Genomic DNA, 16,661 nt, shown 5'->3' on the forward strand with positions numbered 1-16,661 from the left:
GCTCAGGGTCGGACCCTGAGTCGACCCTGTCTTCCAGGAGGAGGGGCGTACTCCGGTAGGACGACCGGGGCGGGGCCTCTCCTGCCTCCGGCGGACGGGCAAGTCCGTTCCTGGGGTCCATCTCTGGAGGCCGTCCGGCTTCTACTGTTTTGAACGTCGGACCGTCCGGGGGCGTCGCGCGGTCCGTCCCCTGCAACGCTCACTCACATACGGGAGTTTCACGTGACGAACACCGCCCCATCGACCGCCGGCGCGCAGACCGTGCCCGGTCCGGGCGACTTCGCCGCACGGACCCAGCAGATCGCGAAGGTGTACGGGCGAGGCGACGCCCAGGTCGTCGCGCTCGACGGGGTCACCGTCGGCATCCCCCGCGGCCGGTTCACGGCGATCATGGGTCCGTCGGGGTCCGGGAAGTCGACGCTGATGCACTGCATGGCGGGTCTGGACTCGGTGGACTCCGGGGAGGTGTTCATCGGGGACACCGAGCTGACCCGGCTGAAGGACAAGCAGCTCACCCGGCTGCGCCGCGACAAGGTCGGTTTCATCTTCCAGGCGTTCAACCTGGTGCCGACGCTGACGGCGCTGGAGAACATCACGCTGCCGATGGACATCGCGGGCCGCAGGCCCGACAAGGAGTGGCTGGACACGGTCGTCGACACGGTGGGGCTGCGGCCGCGGCTCAAGCACCGCCCGTCGGAGCTGTCGGGCGGCCAGCAGCAGCGCGTCGCGTGCGCCCGCGCCCTCGCCGCCCGCCCCGAGATCATCTTCGCGGACGAGCCGACGGGGAACCTGGACTCGCGGTCCGGCGCGGAGGTGCTGGGGTTCCTGCGGGAGTCGGTGCGGCGGATGGGCCAGACGATCGTGATGGTGACGCATGACCCGAACGCGGCCGCGTACGCCGACCAGGTGCTGTTCCTGTCGGACGGGCAGATCGTCGACACGATGGCGGACCCGACGGCGGAGCGGGTGCTGGAGCGGATGAAGGGCTTCGAGTCCGGTCCCGCCGCCGCGGCGGCGCCCGCCGGGCCCGCCTCGGCCGTTCCGGGCGCGCAGGGGCCGGGGGGCGCGCCGCGATGATGGCCAGAGTCACGCTCCGCAACCTCGCGGCGCACAAGATCAGGCTGCTGCTGACGGGCGTGTCGGTGCTGCTCGGCGTCGCGTTCGTCGCGGGCACGCTGATCTTCACCGACAGCATGAACAAGCAGTTCGACGACCTGTTCGGCGGGATCAGCGAGGACATCGCCGTCGACGTCCGGGCGAAGAAGGTCGTCGGCGGCGACAGCGACGGCATGGGGTCCCAGCCGGTGCCGGCGTCGGTGCTGGAGACCTTGAAGGGCGTCGAGGGCGTCAAGGACCCGATCGGGAACGTCACCGGGTACGCGGCGGTCGTCGGGAAGGACGGCGAGATCGTCGGGACGCCGCAGAACGGCCCGCCGCAGCTCGGCGTGAACCTGACGGGCAGCGGTTTCTACGACCTCACCTCCGGCCGCGCGCCGCGGGGCCCGGCCGAGGTCGTCATCGACGAGGCGACCGCCGAGAACGGCGGGCTGGCCATCGGCGACACGACGCAGGTCGTGACGGCCGGGCCGCCGCAGCGGATGAGGATCGTCGGGCTGGTCGACACCGGCAACATGATGGGCGCGACCGTCACGGCGTTCGACACGCCGACGGCGCAGAGGCTGCTGCTGCGGCCCGGCTACTTCAGCGACATCGAGATGCAGTCGTCGGGGCCGTCGGAGGAGGAGCTGCGCGACCGCGTCGCCCAGGTCCTGCCGGCGAACCTGGAGGCGATCACCGGGACGGAGATGAGCGAGGAGGCGCAGAGCGACATCGCGGAGATGATGGGCTTCTTCCGGACGTTCCTGCTCGCGTTCGCGCTGATCTCGATCTTCGTCGGGGCGTTCATCATCTTCAACACGTTCTCGATGCTGGTGGCGCAGCGGACCCGTGAGCTGGCGCTGCTGCGCGCGGTCGGCGCGGCCCGCGGGCAGGTGACGCGGGCGGTGATCGGCGAGGCCGTCGCGGTCGGGGTCGTCGGGTCCACGCTCGGTCTGGTGGCCGGGGCGGGCCTGGCGTCGCTGCTGCAGTCGCAGATGGGCGACGCCGGGCAGGGCGGCCTGACGTTCACCGCCACACCGGTGATCTGGTCGTACGTGGTCGGGATCGTGGTGACGGTCGTGTCGGCGTACTTCCCGGCCCGCCGCGCGGCGAAGATCCCGCCGGTGGCGGCGATGCGCGACGACGTGGCGCTGCCGCAGCGGTCGATGCGGATCCGGATCGCGCTCGGGTCGCTGCTGACCGCCGCGGGCGCGGGCCTCATCGCCGTCGGCCTGGCCGGCGGCGGCGGGAACCCCGCGGCCCCCGTCGGCGCGGGCGCGTTCGGGGTGTTCGTCGGTGTCGCGATGCTCGCGCCGGTGATCAGCGTCCCGGTGCTGCGGGTGCTGGGCGCGCCGGCGGCGCGGCTGATGGGGTCGCCGGGGCGGCTGGCGCGGCAGAACGCGCTGCGCAACCCGCGGCGCACCGCCGCCACCGCCGCCGCGCTGATGATCGGCCTGGCGCTGATCACCACGGTGAACGTGCTCGGCTCGACGATGCGGGCCTCGGTCGACGAGCAGATCGGCGCGCAGTTCGGCGCCGACTACCTGGTGCAGTCGCAGGGGCCCGGCGGCGTCAACGCCGAGGCGCAGCGGAGGATCGAGGGCACCGCCGGGGTGGTGAGCGTGTCGCCCACCTACGACGGCCAGGTCAAGATCGACGGCAAGGACGTGTTCTATGTGGCGGGTGACGCGCAGGCGCTCGCCGAGGCGGTGCGGCTGGACGTCGTGTCGGGGAGCCTCGCGGCCGGCGCGTCCGCGTTCATGGTGGACGAGGACACCGCGGAGGACCGCGGCTGGCAGGCCGGCGAGGTGGTGCCGGTCCAGTTCCCCGACGGCAAGACCGAGCGGCTCACGCTGAGCGGCGTGTACGCCAAGAGCGACCTGATCGGGCCCCGGCTGCTGCCGGCGCAGGCGCATCTGAGGCACACGCTGAAGCCCGCCATCTCGATCATGGTGGTCGACACCGCCGCGACGGACGCCGCGACGCGGACGGGCCTGGAGGCGGCGCTGAAGGCCTACCCGAATCTGGAGGTCGCCGACCAGGCGTCGCTGAAGGAGGACGCCCGCGCGCAGGTCGACGGGTTCGTGACGTTCCTGACGATCCTGCTGATCATGTCCGTGATCATCGCGGCGGTCGGGGTGGTCAACACCCTGGCGCTGTCGGTGATCGAACGGACCCGGGAGATCGGGCTGCTGCGCGCGATCGGGATCTCCCGGCGGCAGCTGCGCCGGATGATCCGGCTGGAGTCCATCATGATCGCGGTGTTCGGCGCGGTGCTCGGCATGGGCATCGGGGTCGCGTTCGGCGCGGCGCTGCAGAACGCGCTCGCCGACCAGGGCCTCGGCGTCCTGTCGATCCCCTTCGGGACGCTCGGCGTCTACCTGGTGGTGGCCGCCGTGATCGGTGTGCTGGCCGCGCTGTGGCCGGCGTGGCGGGCCGGGCGCATGGACGTCCTGAAGGCGATCTCCACCGAGTGACCGCCCGCGTGGAGTGAGCGTGCACCCGCACGCGAAGACCCGGTCCCCTCACTGAGGGGGCCGGGTCTTTCCGGTGCGGGAGGGCGCGCCGGGGGGAAGGACCGGCGGGCGCCCTGTTCCGCGGGCGCGCGGGCCTACTCCGCGGGTTCCTGACCGGGCTCGTCGGCCGGGGTCTTGGCGGCGGACACACTGGCCTTGGCGACGGCGTCGGTCGCGCTGACCGTGGTGTTCTCCGGGAAGTGGCAGGCGGCGTAGTGCCCGGGGCTGAGCTCCTCCAGCGGCGGCTCGACCTGCTTGCAGATCTCCTGCGCCTTCCAGCAGCGGGTGTGGAAGCGGCACGCCGGCGGCGGGTCCAGCGGGCTCGGCACGTCGCCCTGCAGCCTGATCCGCCTGCGCTCGCCGCGCTCGGCCGGGTCCGGGACCGGCACCGCCGACAGCAGCGCGTTGGTGTAGGGGTGCATGGGCCGCTCGTACAGGTCCGCCTGGTCCGCGACCTCGACGATCTTGCCGAGGTACATGACGGCGACGCGGTCGGAGATGTGCCGCACCACCGACAGGTCGTGCGCGATGACCACGTAGGTGAGGTCGAGCTCGTCCTGCAGGTCCTCCAGCAGGTTCACGACCTGCGCCTGCACCGACACGTCCAGGGCCGACACCGGCTCGTCCGCGATGATCAGCTTGGGTTTGAGGGCCAGGGTGCGGGCGATGCCGATGCGCTGCCGCTGCCCGCCGGAGAACTCGTGGGGGTAGCGGTTGTAGTGCTCGGGGTTCAGCCCGACCAGTTCCAGGATCTCCTGGACGGCCTTCTTGACGCCCTGCTCGGTCTTGATCTTCTGCAGCTTGAACGGGGCCCCGACGATCGCGCCGACCGTCTTGCGGGGGTTCAGCGACGAGTACGGGTCCTGGAAGATCATCTGGAGGTCGCGGCGGAGCGGCCGGAGCCGGCCCTGCGACATCGTGGTGATGTCCTCGCCCTCGAAGGTGATCCTCCCGAAGCTGGGGTCCAGCAGCCGCATGATCATCCGGCCGGTGGTGGACTTGCCGCAGCCCGACTCCCCCACCAGCCCGAGCGTCTCGCCCTTGCGGACCGAGAACGACACGCCGTCGACGGCCTTGACCGCCGCGACCTGGCGGCGCAGCAGCCCCGCGGTGACCGGGAAGTGCTTGCCGAGGCCGTCCACCTCCAGCAGCACCTCGCCGTCCTCGAACGAACGCGGCTCCCGCGCCGGGGCCGCCGACTCCGCCGGGGTCTGCGCGTCCGCCGGGGTCTGCGCGTCCGCCGGGGTCTTCGATGTGCTCACAGTCTCGTTACCCCCCGTGCTCGTCACAGCTTCGGCCGGATCTCGTCGTTCCAGATCTCCCGCCGCTTCTCCAGCGGGAGGTGGCACGCCGCCTTGTGGCCGGGCTCGACCTCGGTCAGCTCGGGCCGCTCGGTCTCGCTCTTGCCGTCGTTCAGATCCTTGTAGGGGCAGCGCGGATGGAACGCGCACCCCGGCGGCACGTTGATCAGGCTCGGCGGCGACCCGCTGATCGGCAGGAGCCGCTCGGACCGCACCCGGTCCAGCCGCGGCATCGACCCGAGCAGCCCCCACGTGTAGGGGTGCAGCGGCCGGTGGAAGGCGCTGTCCACCGACGCCTGCTCGACCGACCGGCCCGCGTACATCACCAGGATGTCGTCCGCCAGTTCCGCGACCACGCCGAGATCGTGGGTGATCATGATGACGGCGGAGTTGAACTCCTCCTGCAGGTCGCGGATGAGGTCCAGGATCTGCGCCTGGACGGTCACGTCCAGCGCCGTCGTCGGCTCGTCGGCGATCAGCAGCTCCGGGTCGCACGACAGCGCCATCGCGATCATCGCGCGCTGCCGCATGCCGCCGGAGAACTGGTGCGGGTAGTCGTCGACGCGCTCGGTGGGCTTGGGGATGCCGACCTTGCCGAGCATGTCGACGGCGTGCTTGCGCGCGACCTGCTTGGACACGTCGTTGTGCACCCGGTAGGCCTCGATGATCTGCTGCCCGACCGTGTAGAACGGGTGCATCGACGACAGCGGGTCCTGGAAGATCATCGCCATGTCGCGGCCGCGGAGGCGGCGGACCTCGGACTCGGGGGCGTCGACGAGCTCCTTGCCGTCCAGCCAGATCTCGCCGGACACGCGGGCGTTGCGCTTGTTGTGCAGGCCCAGGATGCCGAGGCTCGTGACGCTCTTGCCCGACCCCGACTCCCCCACGATCCCGAGGGTACGGCCGCGCTCCACCTGGAACGACAGCCCGTCGACCGACTTGACCAGGCCGTCGTCGGTCGGGAAGTGGATCTTCAGGTCGCGGACCTCGAGGAACGACGTGGGAGCCTCGCCTTTGCCCGCGGTCTCCGCGGTGGGCGCGGTGCCGGTCATCAGGCCAGCCTCACTCTCGGGTCGACGATGGCGTACAGCAGGTCGACGATCAGGTTGATCAGCACGATGGACGTGGCGGTGATCAGGGTGACGCCGAGCACCATGGGCAGGTCGCCGCTGCGGATCGAGCCGATCGCGAGCTGGCCCAGCCCGGGAATGCCGAACGTGTTCTCCGTCAGCACCGCGCCGCCGAGCAGCAGGCCGAGGTCGAGGCCGAAGACGGTCAGGATCGGCGTCAGCGACGCGCGCAGGGCGTGCTTGGTGACGACGGTCTTCTCCGGCAGCCCCTTGGCGCGGGCCGTGCGGATGTAGTCCTCGTTCATCGTCTCCAGCATGCCCGCTCTGGTGAGACGCGCGTACATCGCGGCGTACAGGAACGCCAGAGTGACCCAGGGCAGCACCAGCGACTGGAACCACGTCACGGGATTCTCGCTGAACGGGTTGTAGCTGCCGCCTCCCGGGAAGATCTTCAACGTATAGGAGAACAGGGCGAGCGAGACCAGGCCGGTGAAGTAGATCGGCAGCGACACCCCGCTCAACGCGATGATCATCGCCGCTCTGTCCCAGACCGTCCCTCTTCGCAGCGCCGAGATGACCCCGGTGGTGATCCCGCCGGCCAGCCACAGGATCGACGCGCCGGCCGCGAGCGACACCGTCGCGGGGGCCCGGTCGAGCAGCGTCTCCAGGACCGGCTGGCTGCTGCGGAAGGAGTACCCGAGACACGGCGCCGGGCAGTGGTCGGTGACCGGGCCCGCCTTGTACTCCTTGCCGGCCACGATGCCCTTGAGGTAGCTCCCGTACTGGACGACGATCGGGTCGTCGAGGCCGAGGCGCTCCTTGGTGTCCTCGATGGCCTCCTGGCTCGGCGCCTTGCCGACGTAGGCCGCGGCCAGCTGGTCGGTCGTCTGCCCGGCGAGCTTCGGCAGCCCGAAGAAGATGCCGAAGGTCACGAGGCTGACCAGCAGCAACATGAGGACGGCGCCGATCAGGCGCCGGACGATGTATGCGAACACATTGCGCGGCCCCACCTGCCGGCCGGGAGGACCTGTGGGTCCGGACCCGGCCGGCGGGCGTCGCCTTCACCTGCCTTCAGATGGACGCATGGACGCGGGGGACTCTTACTCCTCCACGCCCATGTTGAGGTAGTCGTACATGCCGCCGTAGGCGAGGGTGATCCCGGCGTTGGTGACGCGCTCCGGCCGGTACATCAGCGCCTTGGCGTACACGAGCGGAACCTGCGTCGCCGACTCCATGATCAGCTTGTCCGCCTCGCCGTAGGCCTTCAGGCGGGCGGCCTCGTCGGTGTTGGAGATGGCGTCGTCCAGCGTCTTGTTGATCTTCGGGTCGTCCAGCTCGGCCAGGTTGGTGCCGCCGGACGGCTTGATGGACTCACCGTGGGCGATCTGGGCGAGGAACCCGTAGCCGGTCGGCCAGTCCGCCGCCCACGCCATGATCATCATGCCGACGCCGTGCTCGTGGACGTAGTCCGGCACGCCGACGTACTTGTTGAAGTAGTCACCGGCGGGCCACTGCACCAGCTCGACGTTGATGCCGACCTTCTTGAGGCTCTGCTGGATGGCCTGGGCCATCGCGACTTCCTTGGACCGGTCGGACCGGGCCGAGATCTTGGTGCTGAAGCCGTTCGGCTGGCCGCACTGCTGCAGTTCCTGCTTGGCCTTGGCGATGGTCGCGTCGTCCAGGCCGCCGTTCTCGGCCTGCTTCTGCGGGTACTGGTCGAACTTGGTGTAGCCCTTGACGGTCGGCGGGATCACCGTGGTGGCGATGTCGCCGCCGGCGAGCGGGCCGCCGTAGGCGGTCTGCGCGGCGACCTTGTCGGTCGCGTACTGCACCGCCCTGCGGCAGTGGATGTTGTCCAGCGGCTTGACGTGGACGTTCAGCGACATGAACCGCAGGAAGCCCTGGATCGGGTTGTCGACGAACGGCTTCTGGTCGTCGGCCAGCACCTTCGGCTGCGCCGCCGCCTGGACTCCGACGCCCGCGATGTCCATGTCGAGCGAACCGGCCAGCAGCCGCTGGTCGATGTCGTCGCCGTTCTGCTTGAGCTGGATCTCGATCTTGTCGGGCAGCGCCTTGCGGATCGGGTCCGTGCTCTGGTCCCAGTGCGGGTTGCGCGACAGGGTCATGGACTTGCCGCGCGTGTAGTCGTCGACCTTGTAGGGGCCGCTGGAGACGATCGAGTTCGCGTACTTCAGGCCGGTGTCCTTGGCCTTCGGCACGGGCATCGTCTGCGACATCGCGACCAGGTAGTCGAACTCGGCGAACGGCTCCTTCAGGTGGAACACGATCGTCTGGTCGTCGGGGGTCTCGATGGCCTCCAGGCCCTTGTCGCTCTTGTCGTCGTACGGGCCCTTGTAGGGCGGGTCGTTGTCCTTCAGGTACTGCTTGAAGTACTTCGGCCCGAGCTGGAGCTCCTTGGAGTAGTTGCTCCGCTCCACCGCGTACTTGACGTCCTTGGACGTCACGGTGGTGCCGTCGTCGTACTTGACGCCGGTGCGCAGCTTGTACGTCCAGGTCATGCCGTCGTCGCTGACCTGCCCGAGGTCGGTCGCCAGGTCGGGGACGACCTCCAGGCTCTCCTGGCCGGCGGCGGGCTTGAACGTGGTCAGCGCGCGGCCGTACTGGCGGGAGATGTTCTGGGAGAAGGCGTAGTACGTGTCGCCGGGGTCGGGCGAGTCGAAGTCGTCAGAGCTGGCCATCTTGAGCGTGCCGCCCTTTTTGTCGGAGGCGTTGACGACCTCGTTGACGCCGGCGTTGAAGCCGGGGCCGTCCCCTCCCGTGGTGTCCCCGCCGCCGCAGGCGGCGAGCCCCGCGGCCGCGACCACACCGGCCGCGAAGACCGCGATCGGTCTCATCATGTTCATGTGCAGGCGCACCCTTTCAATAGGCGGGTCGGAGGAACCCGAATCACTTGGCCCGAGGGTCGAGAGCGTCCCGCAGCCCGTCACCGAACAGGTTGAAGGCGAGGACGGTGATGAAGATCGCCATTCCGGGGATGATCATGTACATCGGGTCCGACTCGTAGATCGGCACCGCGAGCGTGAGCATGCCGCCCCACGAGGGAGTCGGGGGGATGACGCCGACGCCGAGGAACGACAGGGCGGCCTCGAACAGGATGTTGGTCGGGATCAGCAGGGTCGAGTACACCAGGATCGGCGCGACCAGGTTCGGCAGGATCTCCTTGAACAGCACGTGGGAGTTGCGGGCGCCCATGCTGCGCGAGGCGTCGACGAACTCGCGTTCGCGCAGCGACAGCGTCTGCCCCCGGATGATGCGCCCGATGTAGGGCCAGTTGAAGAACCCGATGACGACGACCAGCACCGAGATGCGCAGGCCGTTGCCGCTCAGCCCGAACGCCCCGTCGGAGACGACGCCGACCAGCGCGATCGCGAACAGCAGCAGCGGGAAGGCGAGGAACGCGTCCATGGCGCGGCTGATGACGAAGTCCACCCAGCCGCCGAAGTAGCCGGCGGTGATGCCGAGGATCGTGCCGATGAACACCGACATCAGGGTGGCCAGGAACGACACCAGCAGGGAGATCCGGGCGCCGTGGACGATGCGGGCCAGCATGTCGCGTCCGGTGCCCGGTTCGACGCCGAGCCAGTGGTCGGTGCTGATGCCCGAGTGCCAGAACCCGTACTTGGGCCGGTTGTAGGTCGGGTCGATCAGGTTCTGGTGGTAGGTCAGCGGGTTCTGGACGAAGTACGGGCCGAAGATCGCGATGAGGATCAGCACGAAGACCACGACGGCGCCGGTGAGCGCGACCTTGTCGCGCTTGAGCCGCATCCAGGCGATCTGCCCCAGGGAGCGTCCCTGGATCTTCTTGCGGTCGACGCCGGAGAGCACCGCCTCCGGTTGCGCCTCGGTGTCGGATCCGCTCACCTCGATGGGTGCGGCCACGCTCCATACCTCCTACCGTCCGGCCACTGGTTCGGCCACGCCGGCGGCCGCGGAGATCGTCCGCCGCCTCCATGCGCGTCACGCCGCGTTGCTGAAGGGAAACGTAGTCCTTCGGCCCCGACTGTCCATCCGCTGGACGAGCTTCGCCAGTACCCGTATCTGACTTGTGATCTCGCCGTCATCTGGGGAACACGCACCCCGCAAACACTTCGGGCAAATCGCCCGAATAGTACGTTCCACCCCCTACCAGCGGGTACCCAAAGCCGGTCTAGACCGCAAAGCTTTACCGTTCCGAGTCCGTTCCGATATCGATTCTCCGCAGGTCAGCGTCCGGGCACACGAAAACGGCGGGCCGGGGCGCCCCAGGATCGCAGGGGGGCGCCCCGGCCCGCCGTCTCGTACGGGGAGCCGGGCGGCTCGCGGGTCAGGAGATGCCGCGGTCGCGCAGGATCTTCTCGATCTCGGCCATCTCGGGGTCTCCGCCCGGCGCGGGCCCCTCGACGGCGTCCTTCTTCTTGCCGGACCGCCCGGCGGGCTTCCGGCGCCCGCCCTCGGCGGCCTGGGTGCCGCCGCCCCCGCCGCCGGAGGCCGCGCGGCGGCTCATCATGGCGCCGGAGGCCATGTAGAGCACCACGGCCAGCCCCGCCACCGCGACGCCCGCCCACTTCACCGGGCTGAACGCCAGGTCGACGAAGAACTCCGTCACCCCCGTCATCGCCGCCGCGAGCGGCACCAGGGACAGGGCCGCGCCGCGAAGACCCGTGCCCGCGCCGCGGCGCCGGTAGACCCCCCAGCTGATGACCAGTCCGAGCAGGGTCACCCCGAGGCTGATCGCGAAAATGGCTTCGTCGGTCATGCCGGCCCCTCAATCCATACGGTGGTACCTCGCCGAACGCTCTCCATCCCCGCCGCCCCGCACCAGGTGGCGGCCCGGACGGCAGGCCGGATGAAAACCGCTCACCCTCCCATGTTCACACGTCCGGAGCCGATTCCGATCCTCCCGGCGGACGGTTTGCCGGAGGCCCCTCTCCTCCTCCCGCGTGACCCGTCCCCTAAGGAGCACCCCGCAGGTATCGCGGGCGGCACCGTGCAGAAGCGGGCGCCGGGGCCCTCACGCCCCGGCGAACGGGGGAAGGGACCGCAGCGTCGCGAGGCTCACCTCGCGCAGCGACGCGACCACCACGCGGCCCGGCGCGGGCGGGATCGGCAGGACGCCGGGGACGGCGACGGTGACGCAGCCGGCCGCCTCCCCGGCGGCGACGCCGTTCGGGGAGTCCTCCAGGACGACGCAGCGGGCCGGGTCGGCGCCGAGCCGGGCGGCCGCGGTGAGGTAGGGCTCGGGGTCGGGCTTGGTCCGCGCGACCTCGTCCCCGGCGACGCTGAGCGCGAAGTGCTCGCGGCCGATCGCGTCCAGCACCGGCTCGATGAGGCGTCGGTGGCTGGAGGACACCAGCGCCGCGGTGACCCCGGCCGCCCGGATCTCGGTGAGCAGGTCCTTGGCTCCGGGCATCATCGGGACGCAGGCGCCGAGGCGCTCGGCCATGCCGTCCAGCATCCGCCGCCCGACCTCCTCCGGGGAGGCGTCCGCGCCGGTCAGCTCCAGCATGTAGCGGACGGCGACGTCGAGGGAGCCGCCGACGAGGCGTTCCTGGTGGGCGGGGCTCCACTCGCCGCCCAGCCACGCCATGACCTCCGACTCGACCTCCAGCCATACGCGCTCGGAGTCGATGAGCAGGCCGTCCATGTCGAACAGCACGGCCTGCGGGCCGCCTCGGGTCACAGTGCTCCTTCCATCGGTGTCGGCGTGCCGGCGTCCCTCTTGGACGCGGTGTGCAAAGAGACGGTGACGGATGGGTCACCGGACCGATAACGTGCCACCAGTAAACTACTACCCGGTAAGGAACGGCATGAGCGCGTACCGCATCATCCTCGTCGGCACCGACGGTTCGGACTCCTCGTTCCGCGCGGTCGACCGGGCCGCGCAGCTGGCGGCCGCCACCGGCGCCACCCTGCTGCTGGCCTCCGCCTACAGCCCGATGCCGGAGCGGGAGCGCGCCAGCGCCGCCGACCGGCTCGGAGACCTCGCCTACAAGGTACAGGGGTCCACGCCGGCCGACGACGCGCTGCGGGCCGCGCGGGAGCGGGCGGTCGCGGCGGGCGCCACCGACATCGACGAGGCCGCCGTCGAGGGCGACGCCGTGGACGTCCTGTCCAAGCTGGCCAAGGAGCGCGACGTGGACCTCGTCGTGATCGGCAACCGGGGGCTGAACAGCCTCGCGGGCCGCATCCTCGGCTCGGTCCCGGCGAACCTGTCCCACCGCTCCCCCTGCGACGTGCTGATCGTCCACACCACCGACGGGAAGTGACCCCCGTTACCGTTTTCACGTCCCCGCCATGGCGGGGAGCCAGGTCACCCGGCCCGGCATGACTCAAGCCCCCTGTCGCAGGCATGATCCGGGGGGTGTTGTCACCGGGCCTGGGTGGCGTCGGTGGACCGCTCATAGGGACAAGGCACCGTCTGTGACGAGGAAGATCGTCTCGCCGTAACGTGGATGCCGGCAGCCGACGCTGAGACTTGTGACCAGGCCAAACACCCCCGATCGAGGTAGACGTGAGCGTCGAGTACGCGGTGTTCTTGGGGTTGGACGTCGGCAAGGGCGAACACCACGCCTGCGCCCTGGACCCCTCCGGCAAGAAGCTGCACGACAAGCCCCTGCCCAACGACGAGCAGCGGCTGCGTGCCCTGTTCACCCAGCTCAGCCGCCGTGGCCGGGTACTGGTGGTGGTCGACCAGCCCGCCTCGATCGGCGCGCTGCCCGTCGCCGTCGCCCGCGACGCGGGCTGCCAGGTCGCCTACCTGCCCGGCCTGACCATGCGGCGCCTGGCCGACCTGCACCCTGGCAACGCCAAGACCGACGCACGCGACGCCTACATCATCGCCGACGCCGCCCGCACCCTCCCGCACTCCCTGCGCCGCGTCGACACCGGCCAGGAGACCCTGGCCGAGCTGGAAGTCCTGGTCGGGTTCGACGACGATCTGGCAGGCGAGTCGACCCGGCTGGTCAACCGGATCCGCGGGCTGCTGGTCACCATCCACCCCGCCCTGGAGAAGGCGCTGGGGCCACGGCTGCACCACCCTGCCGCGCTGGAGCTGCTGATCGCCCACGGCGGCCCGGACGGCCTGCGCGCTGCCACCACCGACGAGCTACTGGCCACCACCAGGCCGCTGGCCCCGCGCATGGCCGGACGCCTGGTCGAAGCGGTCAAGACCGCGATGGACGCCCAGACCGTCGTGGTTCCCGGCACCACCGCTGCCGCGACCGTCCTGCCTCACCTGGCCCGATCCCTGCGATCAGTCCACGACCAGCGCAACCAGGTCGCGGTCCAGGTGGAGGAGATCCTCGATGCCCACCCTCTTGCCAGGGTCCTGATCTCGATGCCGGGCATCGGGGTCAGGACCAGCGCACGGATCCTGCTGGAGATCGGTGACATCTCCGCCTTCGCGACCCCCGGGCACCTGGCCGCCTACGCCGGCCTCGCCCCCGTCACCCGCCGCTCCGGGTCGTCCATCAAGGGCGAACACCCACCCAAAGGCGGCAACAAGGCCCTCAAACGCGCCATGTTCCTGGCCGCGTTCGCCTCCCTCTCCGACCCGCTGAGCAGGGCTTACTACGACCGCAAACGAGCCGAGGGCAAGAAACACAACGCCGCCCTCATCTGCTTGGCCCGCCGCCGCTCAGACGTCATCTACGCCATGCTCCGTGATCGACAGCCCTACCAGCCCTCGCGCACACCCGCCGCCCGAGCGGCTTGACGAATCCCATAGGGACACCCCCCCCCGTCCGAAGCGGCCGGCCGCCGCGCGCCGGAGAACGGGGTTCGGTATTCCGCCGCGGGCGTACAGGGCGGGGGTCTGCCGCCGCGGCGGTGGGGGTAGGTCACCGGCAGGACGTAGGCTGACAGCCACCGATCATGCCCGGGGTCCCCGGCCCCGGGAATGACGGCCCCCGTCGGTGGCGCTGTACCTGTGCGTCGGAAGGAGGCAGCGCGTGGTCGAGCTCGAAGACGTGCCGGAACTCGTCGATCCGGTACTCGTGGCCGCCTTTGAAGGGTGGAACGACGCCGGAGAGGCCGCGAGCGGGGTGATCGCACACCTCGCGTCCACCTGGCAGGCGGCGCCGATCGCCGAACTCGACCCCGACGACTACTACGATTTCCAGGTCACCCGCCCGATCGTGGAGATGACCGACGGGGAGACCCGCGGCATCACCTGGCCGACCACCCGCGTGTCGTGGGCGCGGCTGCCGAACGGCAAGGACGTCGTCCTGCTGCACGGGATCGAGCCGAACATGCGGTGGCGGTCGTTCTGCCGCGAGCTGGTCGGGCTGATGCTGGAGCTGGAGATCCGCAACGTCGTCCTGCTCGGCGCGCTGCTGGCCGACTCCCCGCACACGCGGCCGGTCCCGGTGACCGGCGCCGCGTCCGAGGCGGGGCTCGTCGGCACCCTGCACCTGGAGCCGGCCCGCTACGAGGGGCCGACCGGGATCCTCGGCGTGCTGCAGGACGCGTGCGCGAAGGCCGATCTCGACACGGTGTCGCTGTGGGCGGCCGTACCCCACTACGTCGCGCAGCCGCCGTCGCCCAAGGCGACCCTCGCGCTGCTGCGCCGCGTCGAGGACCTCCTCGACGTGACCGTGCCGCTCGGGGAGCTGCCCGAGGAGGCCCGCGCCTGGGAGCACGGCGTCAACGAGCTCGCCGAGGAGGACTCCGAGGTCGCCGAGTACGTCCGCACGCTGGAGGAGCAGAAGGACGCCACCGAGCTGCCGGAGGCCAGCGGCGACGCCATCGCCCGCGAGTTCGAACGCTACCTGCGGCGCCGGGATCCCGGCCGGGGGTAGACTTGTCGCGCACGTCCCGTTTCCGGTGATGGCCCGCGCACGCCGCGAAGTGCGCCTCCCCATGGTCGTTTTCCTTCCGGAGGGCGGTGGCGCCCGCGGCCGGTGAGCCGCGGTGCGGCGGGCCCGGCGATCCGGGTCCGGACCCCGCGCGAAGTGCGCCGGCGGCGCCGGGATCGCGCCCATTCCTGCTGGGACCACCTCGTCGCCGCGCCGCTGTGGCCGATGCACGGCGCCAACCTCGGGACCCTGCTGCGCACCTGCGACGCGGTCGGCGCGTGCCTGGCGGTCCCCCGGTTCTCCTGGGTTCCGGAGGCCCTCGCGCGCGGCAACACGCTCCGCCGTCCCGCGTGCGTCCACTGGGTGAACGATCCGCTCGGCTGGCTGGAGCGCCAGCGCGACGCCGGTTCGCAGGTCGTGGGGGTGGAGCTGGCCGACGAGGCGGTCCGCCTCGCGGACCTGCGCGCGGCGCGCGTCCGGACGGTGGCGGTGCTGGGCCACGAACGGTCCGGCATTCCCGGCGAAGCGCTCGACCTGCTCGACCTGGCCGTGGAGATCCCTATGGTGGGAGGCGGCAGCAGCCTGAACGTGGCCGTCGCCGGCTCGCTGGTGCTGTACAAGCTGGCGGGCCTGCTCTGAGCGCCCGTGCCGGAGGGCCCGTGCGCGACGGCGGCCGCGACGACGACGACCGGAAGGGGGTCCCGTTGCCGGAGACCCAGCCGCTGCGGCCCCACGACCCGGCGCGCCTCGGCCGCTACGAGCTGCGCGGGCGGCTCGGCTCCGGAGCGCAGGGCACCGTGTACCTCGGGACGGGCCCGGACGGCGGGCACGTCGCGGTCAAGCTCCTGCGGGTCCAGTTCGACGACGACGACACCGCGCGGGCGCGGTTCGTCCGCGAGGCGGAGGTCGCCAAGCAGGTCGCCCGGTTCTGCACCGCCCAGTTCCTGGACGCCGAGGTCGCTGGGGACAGCCCGTACCTGGTCAGCGAGTACGTCGCCGGCGAGGCGCTGAACCGCCATGTCGCGCGGGACGGGCCGATGGCCGGCGGCGCGCTGGACCGGCTCGCGGTCAGCACCGCCAGCGCGCTCACCGCCATCCACCGCGCCGGGGTCGTGCACCGCGACCTCAAGCCCCACAACGTGCTGCTCGGGCCCGACGGCCCCCGCGTGATCGACTTCGGGCTGTCCCGGGTGCTGGACGCGGCCAGCGCGGTCAGCAGCCACGCCGTCGGCACCCCCGCCTACATGGCGCCCGAGCAGGTGTCCGGGCAGCGGACCGGGGCGCCCGGCGACGTGTTCTCCTGGGGTTCGACGATCACGTTCGCGGCGACGGGGCGGCCCCCGTTCGGCGCCGACTCGATCCCGGCGGTCATGTACCGGGTGCTGCACAACGAGCCCGATCTCGGGGACCTGGAGGGCGAGCTGCGCGAGCTGGTCGCGGCGTCGCTGGACAAGGACCCCGCGCGGCGGCCCACCGCGGCGCAGCTGCTGCTGCGGCTCGTCGGCCACGAGGAGGCGTTCGAACCGGCCGCGGCCTCCGCCACCGCCGCCGCGGCCCCGGCCGCCCATGCCGCGGTCTCCCCCGCCGCGCCGGCGGCCGCGGGCGCGGACGGGGAGGACACCGTGCCGCCCGCGTCGACCCGGCCCGGCCCGGGGCCGGGCGGCCGCGGGGGGCGGCGCCGGCTGTGGCGGGCGGTGGCGGCCGCCGCCGGGGCCTGCGTCGTCGCGGCGCTGGCCGGGGCCGGGGGGTACGCGCTGCTGGACCGGCAGGGCGAGGGCGGTTCCGGCGGTGCGGCCCGGGGCGGCGGGCAGGTCACGGCGCCCGCGTCCAGCGCGCACCCTTCGCCGGGCCGGTCCTCCGCGGCCCCGTCCGGTCCCGGGA

Annotated in this window: 14 protein-coding genes; 7 read left to right on the top strand and 7 right to left on the bottom strand. The window is 71.3% G+C overall.

The genetic code is table 11. The features are described 5' to 3' along the window. Window positions 1-222 precede the first annotated feature (222 nt). Both E1281_RS24370 and E1281_RS24375 read left to right on the top strand, forming a co-directional pair. Window positions 223-1,077 (top strand): ABC transporter ATP-binding protein, encoded by an 855-nt coding sequence (locus E1281_RS24370; protein WP_131881986.1) that lies wholly within the window; start codon window positions 223-225, stop codon window positions 1,075-1,077. Further along, window positions 1,074-3,575: an FtsX-like permease family protein gene (locus E1281_RS24375; RefSeq protein ID WP_243717347.1), complete on the top strand. Its 2,502-nt coding sequence runs from the start codon at window positions 1,074-1,076 to the stop codon at window positions 3,573-3,575. The genes E1281_RS24370 and E1281_RS24375 overlap by 4 nt, the downstream gene beginning before the upstream one ends. 134 nt (window positions 3,576-3,709) lie before the next feature. Here the strand turns inward: E1281_RS24375 and E1281_RS24380 are convergent, their stop codons facing one another. The 7 genes from E1281_RS24380 to E1281_RS24410 all read right to left on the bottom strand — a co-directional run bounded on the left by E1281_RS24380 (window position 3,710) and on the right by E1281_RS24410 (window position 11,665). After that, window positions 3,710-4,768 (bottom strand): ABC transporter ATP-binding protein, encoded by a 1,059-nt coding sequence (locus tag E1281_RS24380; RefSeq protein ID WP_279433647.1) that lies wholly within the window; start codon window positions 4,766-4,768, stop codon window positions 3,710-3,712. Between the two features lie 131 nt (window positions 4,769-4,899). After that, window positions 4,900-5,967 (bottom strand): ABC transporter ATP-binding protein, encoded by a 1,068-nt coding sequence (locus E1281_RS24385; RefSeq protein ID WP_131881988.1) that lies wholly within the window; start codon window positions 5,965-5,967, stop codon window positions 4,900-4,902. Beyond that, window positions 5,967-6,980 (bottom strand): ABC transporter permease, encoded by a 1,014-nt coding sequence (locus tag E1281_RS24390; protein WP_131881989.1) that lies wholly within the window; start codon window positions 6,978-6,980, stop codon window positions 5,967-5,969. Before E1281_RS24390 ends, E1281_RS24385 begins: the two co-directional genes overlap by 1 nt. 105 nt (window positions 6,981-7,085) lie before the next feature. Next, complete coding sequence (locus E1281_RS24395; RefSeq protein ID WP_207943464.1) at window positions 7,086-8,849, bottom strand: ABC transporter substrate-binding protein; 1,764 nt, start codon at window positions 8,847-8,849, stop codon at window positions 7,086-7,088. Window positions 8,850-8,892: 43 nt separating this feature from the next. Then, the gene (locus E1281_RS24400; RefSeq protein ID WP_131881990.1) at window positions 8,893-9,885 is read right to left on the bottom strand and encodes an ABC transporter permease; all 993 of its coding nucleotides are present in this window, start codon (window positions 9,883-9,885) and stop codon (window positions 8,893-8,895) included. 424 nt (window positions 9,886-10,309) lie between these two features. Next, the gene (locus tag E1281_RS24405) at window positions 10,310-10,741 is read right to left on the bottom strand and encodes a hypothetical protein (RefSeq protein ID WP_131881991.1); all 432 of its coding nucleotides are present in this window, start codon (window positions 10,739-10,741) and stop codon (window positions 10,310-10,312) included. Window positions 10,742-10,996: 255 nt separating this feature from the next. Beyond that, on the bottom strand, window positions 10,997-11,665 hold the full coding sequence (locus tag E1281_RS24410) for an HAD family phosphatase (RefSeq protein WP_131881992.1): 669 nt from the start codon (window positions 11,663-11,665) through the stop codon (window positions 10,997-10,999). 127 nt (window positions 11,666-11,792) lie between these two features. Here E1281_RS24410 and E1281_RS24415 point away from each other — a divergent pair, with 127 nt between their 5' ends. From E1281_RS24415 to E1281_RS24435, 5 genes are all read left to right on the top strand, one after another. Further along, window positions 11,793-12,251 (top strand): universal stress protein, encoded by a 459-nt coding sequence (locus E1281_RS24415; protein WP_131881993.1) that lies wholly within the window; start codon window positions 11,793-11,795, stop codon window positions 12,249-12,251. Window positions 12,252-12,496: 245 nt separating this feature from the next. Further along, window positions 12,497-13,699: an IS110 family transposase gene (locus E1281_RS24420; RefSeq protein ID WP_131881994.1), complete on the top strand. Its 1,203-nt coding sequence runs from the start codon at window positions 12,497-12,499 to the stop codon at window positions 13,697-13,699. A 235-nt stretch (window positions 13,700-13,934) separates the two neighbouring features. Continuing rightward, a complete protein-coding gene (locus tag E1281_RS24425) occupies window positions 13,935-14,783 on the top strand; it encodes a PAC2 family protein (RefSeq protein WP_131881995.1) in 849 nt (282 codons plus the stop codon). 102 nt (window positions 14,784-14,885) lie between these two features. Beyond that, window positions 14,886-15,419: a TrmH family RNA methyltransferase gene (locus E1281_RS24430; protein WP_131881996.1), complete on the top strand. Its 534-nt coding sequence runs from the start codon at window positions 14,886-14,888 to the stop codon at window positions 15,417-15,419. 20 nt (window positions 15,420-15,439) lie between these two features. Beyond that, on the top strand, window positions 15,440-16,661 hold a 1,222-nt coding region (locus tag E1281_RS24435; protein ID WP_243717349.1), incomplete at its 3' end, for a serine/threonine-protein kinase.

It is taken from the genome of Actinomadura sp. KC345 (assembly GCF_004348515.1).
Classification (GTDB): Bacteria; Actinomycetota; Actinomycetes; order Streptosporangiales; family Streptosporangiaceae; genus Spirillospora.